We start from the raw sequence: 15133 nt of genomic DNA, 5'->3' as shown, positions 1-15133 counted from the left end.
ATGGGAGAAGAAATTAAAGTTATCGTATTTAAGCTTGGTGAAGAGGAATACGGTGTTGAAGTAGAAAAAGTCCAATCTATTGAACGCATGGTGCCGATTACACGGGTTCCAAGAACCTACGATTTTGTTAAAGGCGTATTCAACATGAGAGGCGTAGTCATTCCGGTTATTGATCTTCGTGGCCGATTTGGATTGCCTGAAGCTGAATATACCGATCAAACTCGCATCATTATCGTTGCAGTGGGTGAAATGCAAGTCGGCTTTATCGTTGACTCAGCGAATGACGTTATTGACCTGAATACTGACAATATCGAGACACCACCGGAAGTGATTGGCGGAGTTAAGGCTAAATACCTTCGCGGAGTTGCTAAAATTGGTGAAGAGCGCTTGTTGATTATGCTGAACTTGTCCGAAGTCCTGAATCGTAGCGAGATGAACCAACTGGAAGGCTTAGAGGATTAACATATGGAAAATCTCGGAAATCTTGAAGACTTCAAGTTGGATGTGTTGAAAGAAGTCGGCAACATTGGCTCGGGGAACGCTGCTACAGCGCTCTCCCGGCTTCTCAATAAACCGGTCGATATGGGTGTCCCCAAAGTACAAATGCTGCCCTTTGAGGAAATTGCCGAGAAAGTCGGCGGCTATGAGCAACTTGTTGTTGCAATATTTTTTAGGGTAGAAGGGGAAGCCCCCGGGAATCTATTCTTCATATTGCAGCCTCAGGCGGCAAAAAGCTTACTTTCCCGTTTGGCGAATATTCCTTCAGATGACGAGGACAGTTTTAACGAAATGGAGCACTCAGCCCTGTCGGAGATCGGAAACATTTTAGCGGGCTCATACCTGTCTTCGCTGGCAGACTTTACGCGTTTATCTATGTATCCAACAGTCCCTGCGTTGGCGTTGGACATGGCAGGAGCAATTCTCAGCTATGGACTGCTGCAGTTTGGGCAGATGGGGGATGCTGCATTATTGATTGACACATCGTTTCTGGAAGGGCAGAATCAGATAGAGGGTCAATTTTTCCTGATTCCTGATCCAGAATCGTTCGGGAAAATCTTTAGGTCGTTAGGAGTCCCGATGAACGATGATTGAGGATAAAAGCATCATTAAAGTCGGTATGGCTGACTTAAATGTTACCAGTAACCCGAACTCGATTCGCACGACAGGACTTGGCTCCTGCGTCGGATTGACTCTCTACGATCCTCATTTGAAATTGGCAGGTATGGCACATGTGATGCTACCATCCTCGGATATTGCACGTGAAGGGCAACTGAATATTGCTAAATACGCCGATACGGCGCTGCCCGAGTTATTTGAGCGGATGCTGAAATTGGGTGCTGAACGACGCAGACTGATTGCCAAAATGGCAGGGGGAGCGCAGATGTTCGCCTTTGCTGGTAGTGGAGACACCATGCGGATTGGTCCACGTAATGTAGAATCATGCAAGGAAATGCTCGTAGATCTCGGCATTCCTTTGATTGCGGAGGACACAGGTGGCAATTATGGACGAACGATTGAGTTGGACTCTGAAACTGGCGTTTTGAATATTCGAAGCGTACAAAAAGGTGTAAAGGAATTATAAACATGTTATTTGGCAGTTTACGCATTAATCTTTGGTCTGGAGTAGTCGGATTTATTCTGACTTTTGTGTTGTCCGTTGGCAGCAATCTGCTGACCACGAGCTTAATTCGTGGCTTGATCGCCTTCGTTTTTTGGTTCCTACTTGCATTTGTGCTGCGCTGGACACTAGGTGTTGTGGCGCGGCCAGATCTGGGGAATGCCCAAAGCCGGGCAAGCTCTCAGGTAGATGGCGTAGGGGGTAACCTGGACCTGACGACACCAGACGAAAATGAAGACCTGAATGAATTGCTGAAACCGAAACCAGAGCAGACGGACGAGGGGAATAATGGTTTCGCACCTTTAAACCCACCTAAGCTGGTTTCCAACAAGGACCCTGAAGAATTGGCCAAGGCCGTTCGTCACCTGACAGACAAATAAGGAGGGTGAAGCCGATGAACGAGCGAAAAGCCGCTCATTTAAACCATTCCGAACTATGGGAACAATGGAAAGAACACGGTGACAAGGAAGCAAAAAAACAGTTAATTGAAAAGTATCTCCATATTGTGGAATATGTGTCAGGCCGTCTTGCAGTAGGATTGCCTAAAAATGTATCCAAGGATGACCTGGCGAGTAATGGCGTTATGGGTTTGATTGACGCTTTAGAGAAATTTGACTATGAGCGTGGCTTGCAGTTTGAGACCTATGCTTCTTGGCGTGTTCGTGGAGCGATTTTGGATGGTCTTCGTCAAGGGGATTGGGTTCCTCGTTCAGTTAGGGAAAAAGCGAAAAAAATCGAGGATGCCTACCAGCATTTGGAACAAAGATATCTACGCACGGTAAGCGACGAAGAGATGAGTCATTATTTGGACGTTTCTGAGAAAGAGTTTCAAAATATGATCCAGGAGGTCGCCGTTATGTCGATTGTCTCACTGGAGGACCCGATCCGCGAAGAGGAATCGGAAACACGGCTTTCCCTTTTGGTGGACGAGAAGGCGAAAAATCCGGATCATAAGGTCAATGAATTTACACTTCGTGATGCCCTTGCACAAGGCATTGATAAATTGACTGAAAAAGAACGTATCGTTGTTTCTTTATTGTATTACGAGGATTTGTCACTCAGTGAAATCGCTGAGGTCATGTCGCTATCTCCATCGCGAATTTCACAGTTGCATTCCAAAGCAATATTACGTCTGAGAGCGACATTGGACAAACAACGGGATTTGCTAATGCGTAAAGATTAACGTACGGGAGGTTACAGTAACAGTTAGACGGAAGGAGCACCCTTGTGGAGAAGCAATATGCTTTGGACCAGTTTTTAAAAGTGGTTGTCTCACCTGACAAACAAACCGCCTACTTGGAGTTTGCCAAACGTGAAGAAGGCTTTGCCTGTTCTGTGGAAGAATTAGAGCGTTTTCTAAGCAACCAAAAAATATCCTACGGTTTAATGACCGATGCAATTCGTGTATTTGCGGCAAGTCCGGAAGATCATTTCTTCGGAAAATTACTGATTGCTCAGGGAAAGCAGCCGATCCATGGCACAGACGGAAAAATTAATCTGGCTGATATTGTGACTGGTGAAGATGCACATAAGCCGCTTGAAACCGTGGATGGACGGGTGGATTATAAAGAATTAACTCGTTTAAGAAATGTAAAACGTGGTCAACTGATTGCCGAACGGGTTGATCCTGTGCCGGGTGTACCGGGGATTGCTGTAACCGGAGAGGAAATTCCTTTTCTTCCAGGTAAAGAGGCGCGTTTTAAAGTCGGAAAAAATGTAGTGATCCATCCAGAAGGTGTTGCGATGTATGCGGCTATTGACGGACTGGTGACTACGACTGAAAAGGGCAAACTTAATGTATTCCCTGTATATGAAGTGAACGGGGACGTCGATTATAGTGTCGGTAACATTGATTTTGTTGGAACCGTCGTCATTCGTGGGAATGTCTTGACTGGTTTTCGTGTTCGGGCGGCTGGCGACATTCGTGTCATCGGTGGTGTGGAAGGCGCTGAAATTGAGGCGGAAGGTTCAGTGGAAATCAGTGGCGGTATTATCGGATACCATAAGGGGTTCGTGAAAGCTGCACAAAATGTCAAATGCTCATTCATACAAGATGGTAACGTGATTGCCGGAGGCGATATACTTGTATCCCAGAGCATCATGCATTCCCAGATTAAAGCGAGTGTAAATGTACTCTGTGAGGGGACCAAAGGGCTTATCGTAGGTGGCAGTGTACAAGCTGGTAAAAAGGTAGTGGCTCGTACCATCGGTAATACGATGTCCACAGCTACTGTTATCGAAGTTGGTGTGCTTCCCGAACTGCGCGATGAACTGACAGAACTCCGCGCACGTTTGAAGCAGCAGACAGACAGTCAGGATAAAACGAATAAGGCTCTTACCATATTGGATCAGCTTGCCGCCGCCGGACAGCTTGCACCTGAAAGAATGGCTATGCGAATCAAGCTGACATCTACTAAAAAGTCTAATGAACAGGAGCTTTTGGAAACCAAGTCCAGAATGCTTGAAATTGAACGAACATTAGAGGATACAAGCCGCGCACGGGTAGAAGTGAAAAATGTGATTTACGGTGGCTCTAAAATAGTTATCGGCAGATATACAAAATTTATTAAAGATTCAGTGGAAAGAATGGCGTTTTATTATCACGAAGGAGACATCAGCATGTCCTCCTACGTGTAATTCGGCACACTGAAAAACAACATTCAACATTGTATTCCTTGGAAGACAGAACGGATGCCCAATCGGAAAGGGTGTGGTCCAATGAGCTTGAAGGCTGTTGAATTGCAAATTGCCGTACCTCGCACCAGCGAAGCAGGAAAATACCAAAGTGAGTCCCAGCAGCGGCCGATGAATGATCAAGCATTGCTTGGACAAAAGGCCGCGTTGGAGACGGAAAACATGCGTCAGCGAAGCAGTGCCGTAGACCAGTCTGCGGAAACATTCGTAGGTGAGCGGCAAACAGGAGGGCAGAGCAGAGATTCTTCCCAGCAGAGCCGCTCCCGCTCAGATGAGTCTGAGCTACCTAAGGAGCATCCGGCAGAGCATCCGTTCAAGGGACACCATATTGATTTTTCGCTCTGATCCGACAGGTGGAGAAGCGTTATTAAAGGAGACGATGGGCAGTGGATCAACCATGGATTTATATTGTTCTGCTGGGCGCCGCAGCTGTTGTCTACGCCTGGCTTCTGCCTAAGCGTCAGCCAAGCCGGGGAACAGAAGAGGCCGTCGTCCAAAAGGTCGAGGCCACATTGGAGCAATATATGGCCGATATTGAAAACGATAATGACGAGTTGATTGAGCTCGTTTCGGGTATGAAGCAGGAGCATACAGTTAAACAGGCGGCATTACAGGAGCAAGTAGCTGAGCTTCGGAGCCGTATCGTGGAGCTTGAGCACCAGGCTATGTTTGCTACTGTCTCTATGCAAACCGAGCCTGTATCTAAGGAAATACAACATACAGCTACTTCTCATCAGGCAGCGGTTGCATACGGTCAATTTCAAAGTCCGCAACCTGGAATGTCTGTGCAGGAAGGCTACTCTGGTTCAGAAGCTCCCCTCATAACTATGGAGGAGCAGACGGTATTACAAGACCCTGAAACTGAGCAGGAAGCAGAGTCCATCCGTGATCGTTATCAAGAGTTGTTTGCGCTGCATGAGCAAGGCAAGTCAGTGGACTATATAGCCAAGCAATCAGGCATTCAACGGGGTGAAGTACAGCTCATATTGCAACTCGCGGAGCGGGAGGATGTAACGTGATCAAAAACCGTTCATTTATGCTAGGCATGGGTACTGGTCTGATAACGGGGGCATTGCTGTTGCAACTGGCAATGATCGGTCAGGGACAATCGCAGCAATCTTCAATAGACCCGAAAAACATGACGCGAGAGCAGTTAGAAAAGGCAGCAGCCGAATTAAATCTTCAGATTAATGACAGTTCTGATCCGAAGATGACAGAAGAGGAATGGCGTAATAAGGTGATTAAGGAAGGCAACAAAAATCCGGTTGCACCCCAAAAGGCTAAACCAGCTCAAACGCCTTCAACACCAAAGGCACCTGCAAACAGCACATCCTCGGCTACGTCTAAACCTTCGACTAGCACATCGGTTCCACAAAGTCCGAATAAGCCGCAAACTCAAAGAGCTGGTACTACAACGACTCCCAATATCCCCAAGCAGCCTGCCACCCCACAAGTGCAGTATAGCATTGCATCGGGAAGCAATTTGAGAAGTGTGGCATCAGGATTGCAACGGGCAGGGGTCGTATCTGATGCTAGTGCATTTGAGGCAGCAGCTAAGGCTCAAAAAATCAATACCAAAATTCGTACTGGTACCTATCAGTTTGCTAAGGGTGAGGATTTCAGTTCTATCATTACTAAAATTACGAAAAAGCCGTCCAACTGACCAGACTGGGAAGTGGGCGGCTTTTATTCTTGCTGACAAGTTCGATGAGAGGCGTAAAACGTCACATTTTGCGTTGTTCCAACTATTGTCGAAAAGTTGGTTGCAACGATGCAAGTGTTATGGTATATTAATTGACGGTGTTAAAAACGCACGTCGGTTAATTTTATAAAGGGTGCTTTCCAATGGAAAGTCTTTATGAAAAATGATGTCGGCGGAGGACACACAAAAAACCAAACTTAGGAGGTGCGTGAAGATGGCAGTAATCTCCATGAAACAGCTTTTGGAAGCTGGGGTTCACTTTGGTCACCAAACACGTCGCTGGAACCCGAAAATGGATCGTTATATCTTCACTGAAAGAAACGGTATTTACATCATTGACTTGCAAAAGACAGTGAAAAAGGTTGAGGAAGCTTACAACTTCGTAAAAAGCATTGCAGCTGAGAATGGTACAATTCTGTTCGTAGGCACGAAGAAACAAGCACAAGATTCCGTTAAAGAAGAAGCAGCACGCGCTGGTCAATTCTACATTAACCAACGTTGGTTGGGTGGTACGCTGACTAACTTCCAAACGATTCAAAAACGTATTGACCGTTTGAAACAACTGGAAGCTTGGGAAGAAGATGGTACATTCGCAGTTCTTCCTAAAAAAGAAGTTATCATTCTTCGCAAAGAAAAAGATCGTCTTGAAAAATTCTTGGGCGGTATCAAAAACATGAAGGGCCTTCCAAGTGCTCTGTTCATCATTGATCCACGTAAAGAACGTATCGCGGTTGCTGAAGCTCGCAAATTGGGTATCCCAATCGTAGGTATCGTTGATACAAACTGCGATCCAGACGAAATCGACTATGTTATCCCAGGTAATGACGACGCAATCCGCGCTGTTAAATTGCTGACAGGTAAAATGGCTGATGCAGTTATGGAAGCAAACCAAGGCGAAGAAACTACAGCATAATATTTCCATTAGGAAATACCTATATGAATTAAATGAAAAGGGTGGTTGGCAGGTGTATAACCTCTCACTACCCTTTTTTTAAGGAATAAAGCACGGTATACCACTGAAAATCAAATTTGGAGGGAAATAATATGGCAGTTAATGCTAGCGCAGTAAAAGAGCTTCGTGAAAAAACAGGCGCAGGAATGCTAGATTGTAAAAAAGCGCTTGAAGAAGCAAACGGTGATTTGACAAAAGCGGTTGAAGTTCTGCGCGAAAAAGGACTTGCAGCTGCAGCCAACAAAGCAGGTCGTATTGCTACTGAAGGTGTTGTTGAATCCTACATTCATGCTGGCGGCCGTATCGGCGTACTGGTAGAAGTAAACTGCGAAACAGACTTCGTAGCTAAAACAGACCAGTTCAGAGATTTTGTACGCGACATTGCAATGCATATCGCTGCATCGAACCCTCGTTATGTCCGTCGTGAAGAAGTGCCACAGGAAGAAATCGAAAAAGAAAAAGAAATCCTGAAAGCACAAGCTCTGAACGAAGGTAAACCAGAGAAAATCGTTGAGAAAATGGTTGAAGGCCGCATTGGTAAGTTCTATGAAGAGTTCTGTTTGCTGGAGCAATCTTTCATCAAAGATCCGGACAAAACAATCTCCACGCTTATCAACGAAAAAATCAGTACAATTGGCGAAAACATCTCCCTGCGTCGCTTTGTTCGTTTTGAACTGGGTGAAGGTTTGGAGAAAAAAGAAGACAACTTCTACGAAGAAGTTATGTCTCAAGTGAAACAATAATTACCAACGAACGGTAATTGCATATGAAAAAAACGGAAATGGAACACATCAGTGTTCCTTTTCTTGCAACAGGACACCTATCCTGTTACATAAAGTATAAATGATATTGGAGGGTGATCATTTGGAAAAACCTGTGTTTAAGCGTGTTGTCCTGAAAGTTAGTGGTGAATCGCTGTCAGGCCCTAACGGTTACGGTATTGATGCGGATACGATTGCGTCCATTGCTGAACAAGTCAAAGATGTGGTGGAACTGGGAGTAGAAGTTGCTATCGTGTGTGGTGGCGGTAACATCTGGCGTGGTATTGCTGGAAGTGCCAACGGAATTGACCGGGCCACGGCAGATTACATGGGTATGCTGGCAACAGTGATGAACTCACTGGCCTTACAGGATGCTTTGGAACAGATTGAAGTACCTACGCGTGTACAAACATCCATTGCGATGCAACAGATTGCAGAACCATACATCCGCCGTAGAGCTATCCGTCATTTGGAAAAAGGTCGGGTTGTAATTTTTGCAGCAGGTACAGGTAATCCGTTCTTCTCGACTGATACTACAGCTGCACTGCGTGCCGCTGAGATTGAAGCGGAAGTGATTCTGATGGCTAAAAATAAAGTGGATGGCGTATATTCTGCTGATCCGTTTAAAGATAGCACAGCTGAGAAATATGAGCAGCTTACGTATTTGGATGTGCTCAACAAAAATCTCGGTGTCATGGATTCTACTGCTTCCTCGTTGTGCATGGATAACAATATTCCGTTGATTGTCTTTGCTATTACAGAGCAAGGTAACATTAAACGTGTCGTGCTGGGTGAAAAAATTGGTACGATCGTCAAAGGGAGTGTAAATTAATGCCACAATCTGTGAAAAAGAGTGCTGAGGAGCGCATGCAAAAAGCAATCCAAGCATTGCAACGTGATCTTGCATCTTTGCGTGCAGGACGGGCGACACCAGCTTTACTGGACCGTGTGCAGGTAGAGTATTATGGTGCAATGACTCCAGTCAACCAGCTGGCGAATGTCAATACACCTGACAGCCGGACCTTGATGATTCAGCCTTGGGACAAATCTTCCTTGGCCGATATCGAGCGCGCTATACAAAAATCCGATTTAGGTTTGACACCTTCGAATGATGGCAACACCATTCGTCTGAGCATTCCTGCTTTGACGGAGGAGCGCAGAACTGACTTGGTGAAGTTGACGAAAAAGAACGGTGAAGAAGCGAAGGTCGCTATTCGTAACATTCGTCGTGATGCAAATGATGACATCAAAAAAATGGAGAAAAGTGATATTTCCGAGGACGAATCTCGTAAATATCAGGAAGATATCCAGAAAACAACTGATAAATTTATTGCTGAAGTGGATAAAGTTTTAGCTGCAAAAGAAAAAGAAATTATGGAAGTTTAAAAGATTGGCAGCCCCTCCCTTACGGTGGGGTTTGTCTCTTTTCAAGCCTGAGGCACATTTTCAGAGAATGCTGGAGGAACTGGAATGATCAAACGGGTTCGGTCTTGGTGGAACGGGGAACAAAAACAGCAAACACCGGCCATTTCAAAAGACAATATTCCGCAGCATGTTGCTGTCATCATGGATGGGAACGGCAGATGGGCCAAACGGATTGGAATGCCGCGGATTGTAGGGCACCAAAATGGAATGAAGGCAGTGAAACGCACAGCAATTGCGGCGGATGAACTGGGTATTAAGTATTTGACTTTGTTTGCATTTTCAACTGAAAATTGGACGCGTCCAAAGGACGAAGTTGATTTTCTAATGCGCTTACCGCAGGAATTTCTGGCTATTGAGCTAGATGAGCTGATTGAAAAAAATGTGCAAGTGCGTATGATGGGAAACAAGGAACATTTACCTTCCCATACCGTTGAGGCGCTGACTGAAGCGACTCGACGAACTGAAAATAATACCGGACTTGTTCTTAATTTCGCATTAAATTATGGAAGTCGGTTGGAAATCACAGAATGCATGCAAACATTGGGGCGTCAAATTGCGGATGGGAAGCTTAAAACAGAAGATATAACATCTGAGCTGATCGGTAATACGTTGCTTTCTAGTGGTATGCCAGACCCTGATTTACTGATTCGAACAAGCGGTGAGCTTAGACTTAGTAATTTTATGCTCTGGCAGCTTGCCTACAGTGAGTTGTGGTTTACTGATATTTATTGGCCTGAGTTTAAGAAAGAACACTTATACGAAGCAGTGATCGAATATCAGCAAAGAACACGGCGGTATGGCGGACTGAAGTAAATGGAGGATGAAAGCCGTTGAGACAGAGATTAATTACCGGTATTCTGGCAGGCATATTCTTTTTGGCGATGGTCCTGTGGGGCGGCTTGGCCTACCATTTGCTTATATTGGCGATGGCCCTAATCGGATTTTATGAGTTCGCACGAATGACGCAGGTATCTCCTTTTGGAGGTACAGCAATACTCGGATACGTAAGCATATTAGCTTTTGTATTTCCATATGAACCTTTTGGTTTGCACTCACCCTTACCCATTGCCAGTATGCTTTGGCTGGTAATGATAGCTTTTATGATCATCACGGTAGGAACGAAAAATAAAATCCCAATTCAAACGGTAGCTATACTATTCCTTGGTACCGTTTATATAGGGTTTGGATTTTCGTATATAGCGGAATCACGTCATATGGAACATGGACTGTTATGGACTTTTTTATTGTTGGCTTGTATTTGGGCAAGTGATGCAGGGGCATATTTTGTAGGCAAAATGGCAGGGAAGACAAAACTATGGCCTGCGATTAGTCCAAACAAAACGGTCGAAGGATCCATTGGCGGCATTGTTTTAGCGTTGGTTATAGCTCTAGTATTCGCTGGATTGTCAGGTGGACTGCTGCCATGGGGCAAAGCCATCGGCATCGGTTTGTCATGTGCAGTTGTGGGACAACTGGGCGATTTGGTACAATCTGCATACAAACGAGTGTACGGCATTAAAGATTCCGGTAATCTGCTGCCAGGGCACGGTGGTATACTAGACCGCTGCGACAGCTGGATTGTCGTTTTTCCATTTGTACATATGCTGATGCTGCTTCCATGAGTCTGTTGATTACAGTTTATGCTCAGGCTTAATCTCTATGCTGTCACTCTGCGCTACTAAAAGGATGGAACCAGTAGCATAGCTGCCTGAATAACAAACAATGAGCTCCTGGCTAAAAGTGATTTTCAGGATAGGAAGGTGCATCATGAAAAGAATTACGGTACTTGGTTCAACCGGATCTATTGGAACTCAAACGCTGGATGTAGTGTCCATGCACCCGGATCAGTTTACTGTTGAGGCTTTAGCAGGTGGTTCTAATATAAAGTTACTTGCTGAGCAGGCGCATCTCTATAAACCCAAAAAAGTGTCTGTGGGTACTCGGCAGTTGGCGGATGAAATTCGTCCTTTACTGCCTTCTGGAATGGAACTGTATTGGGGAAATGAAGGACTCGTTGAGCTTGCTGCGAACACAGAGGCGGATATGGTTGTGACGGCTGTAATGGGCAGTGTCGGATTGCACTCCACGCTGGCCGCGATTGAGGCTGGAAAACAGATCGGTTTGGCCAATAAGGAAACACTGGTTACTGCTGGTCATCTGGTCACAGCGCGGGCTCGGGCGAAAGGAGTGCCGTTGCTGCCGATTGACAGTGAGCATTCAGCTATTTTCCAATGCTTGAATGGTGAGCGTATGAAAGATGTGGCACATATTACCCTCACAGCATCAGGGGGTTCTTTTCGAGATTTGACAAGAGAACAGTTGCTTGAAGTTACAGTGGAAGATGCACTCAAGCATCCCAATTGGTCAATGGGGGCCAAAATTACGATTGATTCAGCAACGATGGTAAACAAGGGGCTGGAAGTCATTGAGGCGCATTGGCTATTCGGACTTGATTATGAGCAGATTCATGTGTTGCTTCATCCGGAAAGCATTATTCATTCCTATGTTGAGTTTCAGGATACAAGCATTGTTGCTCAACTTGGGAATCCGGACATGAGAGTACCCATTCAATATGCGTTGACTTACCCTGAGCGTATGAAGTCCCCGGCGAAGCCGTTGTCACTGGCTGAAGTGGGTAGACTCCATTTTAAGGAAATGGATTATAATCGTTTTCCTTGTTTAAGGCTTGCCTTCGAATGTGGTAAAATGGGTGGTACAGCACCGACCGCCTTTAATGCAGCTAATGAGATTGCTGTTGCCCGTTTCCTGCGTGGAGAAATTTCTTTTCTGCATATTGAAGCTATTATTGAACGTGTGCTGGAGCGGCATGTCAATGTGGCTAATCCTGATCTTTCTGCGATTGAAGCCTGTGACGGAGAGACTCGTAGCATAGCTGCGGGGTTGTAGGCTAATGCTGGGTTAAGAAACGAAATGTGATTCTCTTGTGCGGGATTGGAGAATAATGATAATCTAGGAAGACAAACTCGATCTCATTGAAAGGGGAACGGAAACGATTGGAAACGATTCAAATAGTGTTGATGACGGTGCTCATGTTTTTCGTCATAGTGACGGTGCATGAATGGGGGCATTATTATTTTGCCAAGCGCGCCGGGATTCTGGTACGGGAGTTTGCGATCGGTTTCGGTCCGAAACTGTTTTCTTATAAAAGAAACGAGACGCGATTTACGCTGCGTTTGTTGCCGTTTGGTGGCTTTGCCCGCATGGCGGGAGAGGATCCGGAGATCAATGAAATTGAGACCGGACAAACGATTGCTGTACGCGTAACGGATGACGTCGTTAAAACCATCTATCTAGATCAACTGGATAATCGCAAGAATGTGGTACGCGGCGAAGTGTTGGATATTGATCTGGAACAGTCGTTAACTTTAAAATTGGATGTAGATGGCGAAGATCAGCAATACACAGTACACCCGCAAGCGATGATGGTAACCAAAGGACAATCCATTCAGATTGCACCAAAGGATCGGCAGTATGGGAGTAAAACAGTAGGACAGCGTGCGATGGCTATTTTTGCTGGACCACTGATGAATTTTATACTTGCCTTTATTCTGTTTGGTCTTCATATTCAGATGGTCGGCATACAAGTGGACAACCCGACCTATGTCCAAATTAGTGAAATTACAGCAGGTATGCCCGCTGCTGAAGCTGATTTGCATAAGGGAGATATCATTGAATCGGTGAATGGAATAGCCATTGGTGCAAATGTTGAAAACATGATCAAACTGATTGCGGATTCTCAAGACAAGCCGATGAAGTGGACGGTTCGCCGTGATAATAAGACCTTTGATCTTACTATTACACCTCGTGCAATGGAAGGACAAAAGGGTGGCAAGGTGGGCATTGTGCCTGAACTTCCAAAACGCCAAGCAGGTGTGGGTGAAACGTTCAAATTTGCCGGACAATCCATGGTCAGAACGACCGATATTATTTTCCAAGGATTTAGCCAGCTCATTCAACGTTTTTCTATCAACGACCTGGGAGGCCCGGTACGTACTTTTGAAGTGACGGGGCAAATTGCCAAGCAGGGGATTGAGCAGTTGACGTATTGGACTGCTATAATGAGTCTTTATCTGGGGATATTTAATTTATTGCCTATTCCGGCGCTGGATGGAAGCAGACTTGTTTTCCTTGGTGTGGAGGCGGTAAGAGGACGTCCCGTTGATCCGAGCAGGGAAGGAATGGTCCATTTCGTTGGTTTTGCTATGCTATTCCTGCTTATGATTGCGGTCACGTATAACGATATTTTACGCTTAATTAATGGTTAATTAGAGACGGACTTATATAAAAACGGTCTGTATGGGAGGACATGCATTTCTATGTCGAATGATAAACAGTTTGTCGAGGAAATTACGCCGCAGAGCGAAGATTTTTCCCGATGGTATATTGATGTTATTAAAAAAGCAGAACTGATGGATTATTCCCCTGTTCGCGGATGTATTGTATTCCGCCCCGATGGTTTTGAAATTTGGGAGCATATCAAGGAAGCCATGGACGTGCGCTTCAGAGAAACAGGCCACCGTAATGCCTATTTTCCAATGTTCATTCCCGAAAGCTTTTTTCAAAAGGAAAAAGAGCATGTCGAAGGGTTTAATCCTGAACTGCCTTGGGTAACCGAGGCTGGTGGAGAAAAGCTGGAAGAGCGTCTTGCAATACGTCCGACTTCGGAAACCATGATAGGCCATATGTACTCCAAATGGATTCAATCCTATCGTGATCTGCCGGTGCTTATTAACCAATGGGCTAACGTAGTGCGTTGGGAAAAACGCACGCTGCCTTTCTTGCGCACAAGTGAATTTTTGTGGCAAGAAGGTCACACGGCCCATGAAACAGAAGAAGAAGCACGTGAAGAAACGATGAAAATGCTGGAAGTATACCGTGAGGTTATTGAGGAAGTTCTAGCTATTCCAGTTATTACTGGACAGAAAACACCTTCTGAAAAGTTTGCAGGTGCGAAGGATACATTTTCACTAGAAGCGATGATGAAGGATGGACGGGCGGTACAAGCTGGGACTTCCCACTACATGGGGACTAATTTTGCCGTTGCATTTGATATTAAATATTTGAGTCGTGAAAACAATCTGGAATTCGCGCATACGACTTCATGGGGAACAAGTACACGTTTGATCGGCGCACTGATTATGGTCCATGGAGATGACCGTGGTCTGGCATTGCCTCCTAAAGTTGCGCCTACGCAGGTTATTATGGTTCCAATTGGACCACCTAAGAAGCGTGATGCCGTTATCGCTCGTGCAGATGAACTATTTGCTGAGTTGAAACAAGCGGGAGTGCGTGTTAAAATGGACGACCGCAGTGATGTAAGCCCAGGCTGGAAATTTAATGAATATGAAATGCGCGGTGTGCCGGTTCGTATGGAAATCGGGCCTCGTGATATGGAAAACGGCGTCTGTGTGCTCGTATCCCGTATCAGCGGTGAGAAAAAAATCGTGCAGCAGGATAATCTGGTTGAGGAAGTACACGCGATGCTCGCACAGGTACAGCAGGAGATGTTTGATCGTGCGAAAAATTTCATGGAAGAAAATTTCTATTCTGTCGATACGTTGGACGAAATGAAGACTCTCATGGAGGAAAAACGCGGTTTTACTTTGGCAGGTTGGTGCGGATCTGAAGAATGTGAAGACAAAGTTAAAGAAGTGACAGGTGCTACAAGCCGTAATATACCGTTTAAAACAACCGAGCAAAAGTCCACATGTTTGTGCTGTGGCAAACCTGCCAAGCATACAGTAGTGTTCGCACGGGCGTACTAATATAGAAGTAGGGCAATACCACTATACTCACTTCATTCTCTTCGCCGACAGGGTAGCTGTTACCGGACAATGTTCCGAAGGATCTATGTCGTTGTGAGGAGGATTAAAGAGGGTTACGAAAAGCTTTTGCGGTCGGAGATGTTTTTGACGCAGAAGCTTTTCATGTTTTCAGAATGGTAGATTTAAATTGGGGGG

General features: G+C 45.4%; 18 protein-coding genes. All 18 read left to right on the top strand.

Annotated elements, in window-relative coordinates:
* The 18 genes from MKX59_RS17500 to proS all read left to right on the top strand — a co-directional run bounded on the left by MKX59_RS17500 (position 1) and on the right by proS (position 14938).
* Complete coding sequence (locus MKX59_RS17500) at positions 1–462, top strand: chemotaxis protein CheW (RefSeq protein WP_007430046.1); 462 nt, start codon at positions 1–3, stop codon at positions 460–462.
* A 3-nt stretch (positions 463–465) separates the two neighbouring features.
* Positions 466–1092, top strand: a complete 627-nt coding sequence (locus MKX59_RS17495; protein WP_023988204.1) for a chemotaxis protein CheC — start codon at positions 466–468, stop codon at positions 1090–1092.
* Complete coding sequence (locus MKX59_RS17490) at positions 1085–1582, top strand: chemotaxis protein CheD (protein ID WP_010346358.1); 498 nt, start codon at positions 1085–1087, stop codon at positions 1580–1582. The genes MKX59_RS17495 and MKX59_RS17490 overlap by 8 nt, the downstream gene beginning before the upstream one ends.
* Before the next feature lie 2 nt (positions 1583–1584).
* On the top strand, positions 1585–1998 hold the full coding sequence (locus MKX59_RS17485) for a hypothetical protein (RefSeq protein ID WP_013309910.1): 414 nt from the start codon (positions 1585–1587) through the stop codon (positions 1996–1998).
* Between the two features lie 14 nt (positions 1999–2012).
* Positions 2013–2801 (top strand): FliA/WhiG family RNA polymerase sigma factor, encoded by a 789-nt coding sequence (locus MKX59_RS17480; RefSeq protein ID WP_013309911.1) that lies wholly within the window; start codon positions 2013–2015, stop codon positions 2799–2801.
* A 44-nt stretch (positions 2802–2845) separates the two neighbouring features.
* Positions 2846–4255 carry a DUF342 domain-containing protein gene (locus tag MKX59_RS17475; protein ID WP_023988205.1) on the top strand — a complete coding sequence of 470 codons (1410 nt, stop codon included), beginning with the start codon at positions 2846–2848 and terminating at the stop codon, positions 4253–4255.
* A gap of 81 nt (positions 4256–4336) precedes the next feature.
* Positions 4337–4657, top strand: a complete 321-nt coding sequence (locus MKX59_RS17470) for a hypothetical protein (protein WP_023988206.1) — start codon at positions 4337–4339, stop codon at positions 4655–4657.
* A 41-nt stretch (positions 4658–4698) separates the two neighbouring features.
* The gene (locus MKX59_RS17465) at positions 4699–5331 is read left to right on the top strand and encodes a hypothetical protein (RefSeq protein ID WP_023988207.1); all 633 of its coding nucleotides are present in this window, start codon (positions 4699–4701) and stop codon (positions 5329–5331) included.
* A complete protein-coding gene (locus tag MKX59_RS17460; protein ID WP_023988208.1) occupies positions 5328–5975 on the top strand; it encodes an endolytic transglycosylase MltG in 648 nt (215 codons plus the stop codon). Before MKX59_RS17465 ends, MKX59_RS17460 begins: the two co-directional genes overlap by 4 nt.
* Positions 5976–6228: 253 nt before the next feature.
* Positions 6229–6927, top strand: a complete 699-nt coding sequence (gene rpsB, locus MKX59_RS17455) for a 30S ribosomal protein S2 (protein WP_013309916.1) — start codon at positions 6229–6231, stop codon at positions 6925–6927.
* A gap of 131 nt (positions 6928–7058) precedes the next feature.
* Positions 7059–7709 carry a translation elongation factor Ts gene (tsf, locus tag MKX59_RS17450; protein WP_013309917.1) on the top strand — a complete coding sequence of 217 codons (651 nt, stop codon included), beginning with the start codon at positions 7059–7061 and terminating at the stop codon, positions 7707–7709.
* A 121-nt stretch (positions 7710–7830) separates the two neighbouring features.
* Positions 7831–8559, top strand: coding sequence for a UMP kinase (pyrH, locus tag MKX59_RS17445; RefSeq protein WP_013309918.1), 729 nt, complete (start codon positions 7831–7833; stop codon positions 8557–8559).
* The gene (frr, locus tag MKX59_RS17440; RefSeq protein WP_023988209.1) at positions 8559–9113 is read left to right on the top strand and encodes a ribosome recycling factor; all 555 of its coding nucleotides are present in this window, start codon (positions 8559–8561) and stop codon (positions 9111–9113) included. The genes pyrH and frr overlap by 1 nt, the downstream gene beginning before the upstream one ends.
* 84 nt (positions 9114–9197) lie before the next feature.
* A complete protein-coding gene (locus MKX59_RS17435) occupies positions 9198–9965 on the top strand; it encodes an isoprenyl transferase (protein ID WP_023988210.1) in 768 nt (255 codons plus the stop codon).
* A gap of 17 nt (positions 9966–9982) precedes the next feature.
* The gene (locus MKX59_RS17430) at positions 9983–10774 is read left to right on the top strand and encodes a phosphatidate cytidylyltransferase (protein WP_023988211.1); all 792 of its coding nucleotides are present in this window, start codon (positions 9983–9985) and stop codon (positions 10772–10774) included.
* A 145-nt stretch (positions 10775–10919) separates the two neighbouring features.
* The gene (locus tag MKX59_RS17425; protein ID WP_023988212.1) at positions 10920–12059 is read left to right on the top strand and encodes a 1-deoxy-D-xylulose-5-phosphate reductoisomerase; all 1140 of its coding nucleotides are present in this window, start codon (positions 10920–10922) and stop codon (positions 12057–12059) included.
* A 107-nt stretch (positions 12060–12166) separates the two neighbouring features.
* A complete protein-coding gene (gene rseP / locus MKX59_RS17420) occupies positions 12167–13438 on the top strand; it encodes an RIP metalloprotease RseP (RefSeq protein ID WP_023988213.1) in 1272 nt (423 codons plus the stop codon).
* 51 nt (positions 13439–13489) lie between these two features.
* Complete coding sequence (gene proS / locus MKX59_RS17415) at positions 13490–14938, top strand: proline--tRNA ligase (RefSeq protein WP_013309924.1); 1449 nt, start codon at positions 13490–13492, stop codon at positions 14936–14938.
* Positions 14939–15133 lie beyond the last annotated feature (195 nt).

This window comes from Paenibacillus sp. FSL R7-0340 (assembly GCF_038002205.1).
In the GTDB taxonomy this organism is placed as follows: Bacteria; Bacillota; Bacilli; order Paenibacillales; family Paenibacillaceae; genus Paenibacillus; species Paenibacillus polymyxa_B.
This window is presented reverse-complemented; position numbering and strand designations above follow the sequence as displayed.

Coding starts and splice junctions, on each gene's coding strand:
- rpsB (WP_013309916.1), top strand. CDS start 6,229: ATGGCAGTAATCTCCATGAAACAGCTTTTGGAAGCTGGGGTTCACTTT.
- MKX59_RS17500 (WP_007430046.1), top strand. CDS start 1: ATGGGAGAAGAAATTAAAGTTATCGTATTTAAGCTTGGTGAAGAGGAA.
- MKX59_RS17485 (WP_013309910.1), top strand. CDS start 1,585: ATGTTATTTGGCAGTTTACGCATTAATCTTTGGTCTGGAGTAGTCGGA.
- MKX59_RS17470 (WP_023988206.1), top strand. CDS start 4,337: ATGAGCTTGAAGGCTGTTGAATTGCAAATTGCCGTACCTCGCACCAGC.
- frr (WP_023988209.1), top strand. CDS start 8,559: ATGCCACAATCTGTGAAAAAGAGTGCTGAGGAGCGCATGCAAAAAGCA.
- proS (WP_013309924.1), top strand. CDS start 13,490: ATGTCGAATGATAAACAGTTTGTCGAGGAAATTACGCCGCAGAGCGAA.
- MKX59_RS17480 (WP_013309911.1), top strand. CDS start 2,013: ATGAACGAGCGAAAAGCCGCTCATTTAAACCATTCCGAACTATGGGAA.
- tsf (WP_013309917.1), top strand. CDS start 7,059: ATGGCAGTTAATGCTAGCGCAGTAAAAGAGCTTCGTGAAAAAACAGGC.
- MKX59_RS17435 (WP_023988210.1), top strand. CDS start 9,198: ATGATCAAACGGGTTCGGTCTTGGTGGAACGGGGAACAAAAACAGCAA.
- MKX59_RS17425 (WP_023988212.1), top strand. CDS start 10,920: ATGAAAAGAATTACGGTACTTGGTTCAACCGGATCTATTGGAACTCAA.
- MKX59_RS17490 (WP_010346358.1), top strand. CDS start 1,085: ATGATTGAGGATAAAAGCATCATTAAAGTCGGTATGGCTGACTTAAAT.
- MKX59_RS17495 (WP_023988204.1), top strand. CDS start 466: ATGGAAAATCTCGGAAATCTTGAAGACTTCAAGTTGGATGTGTTGAAA.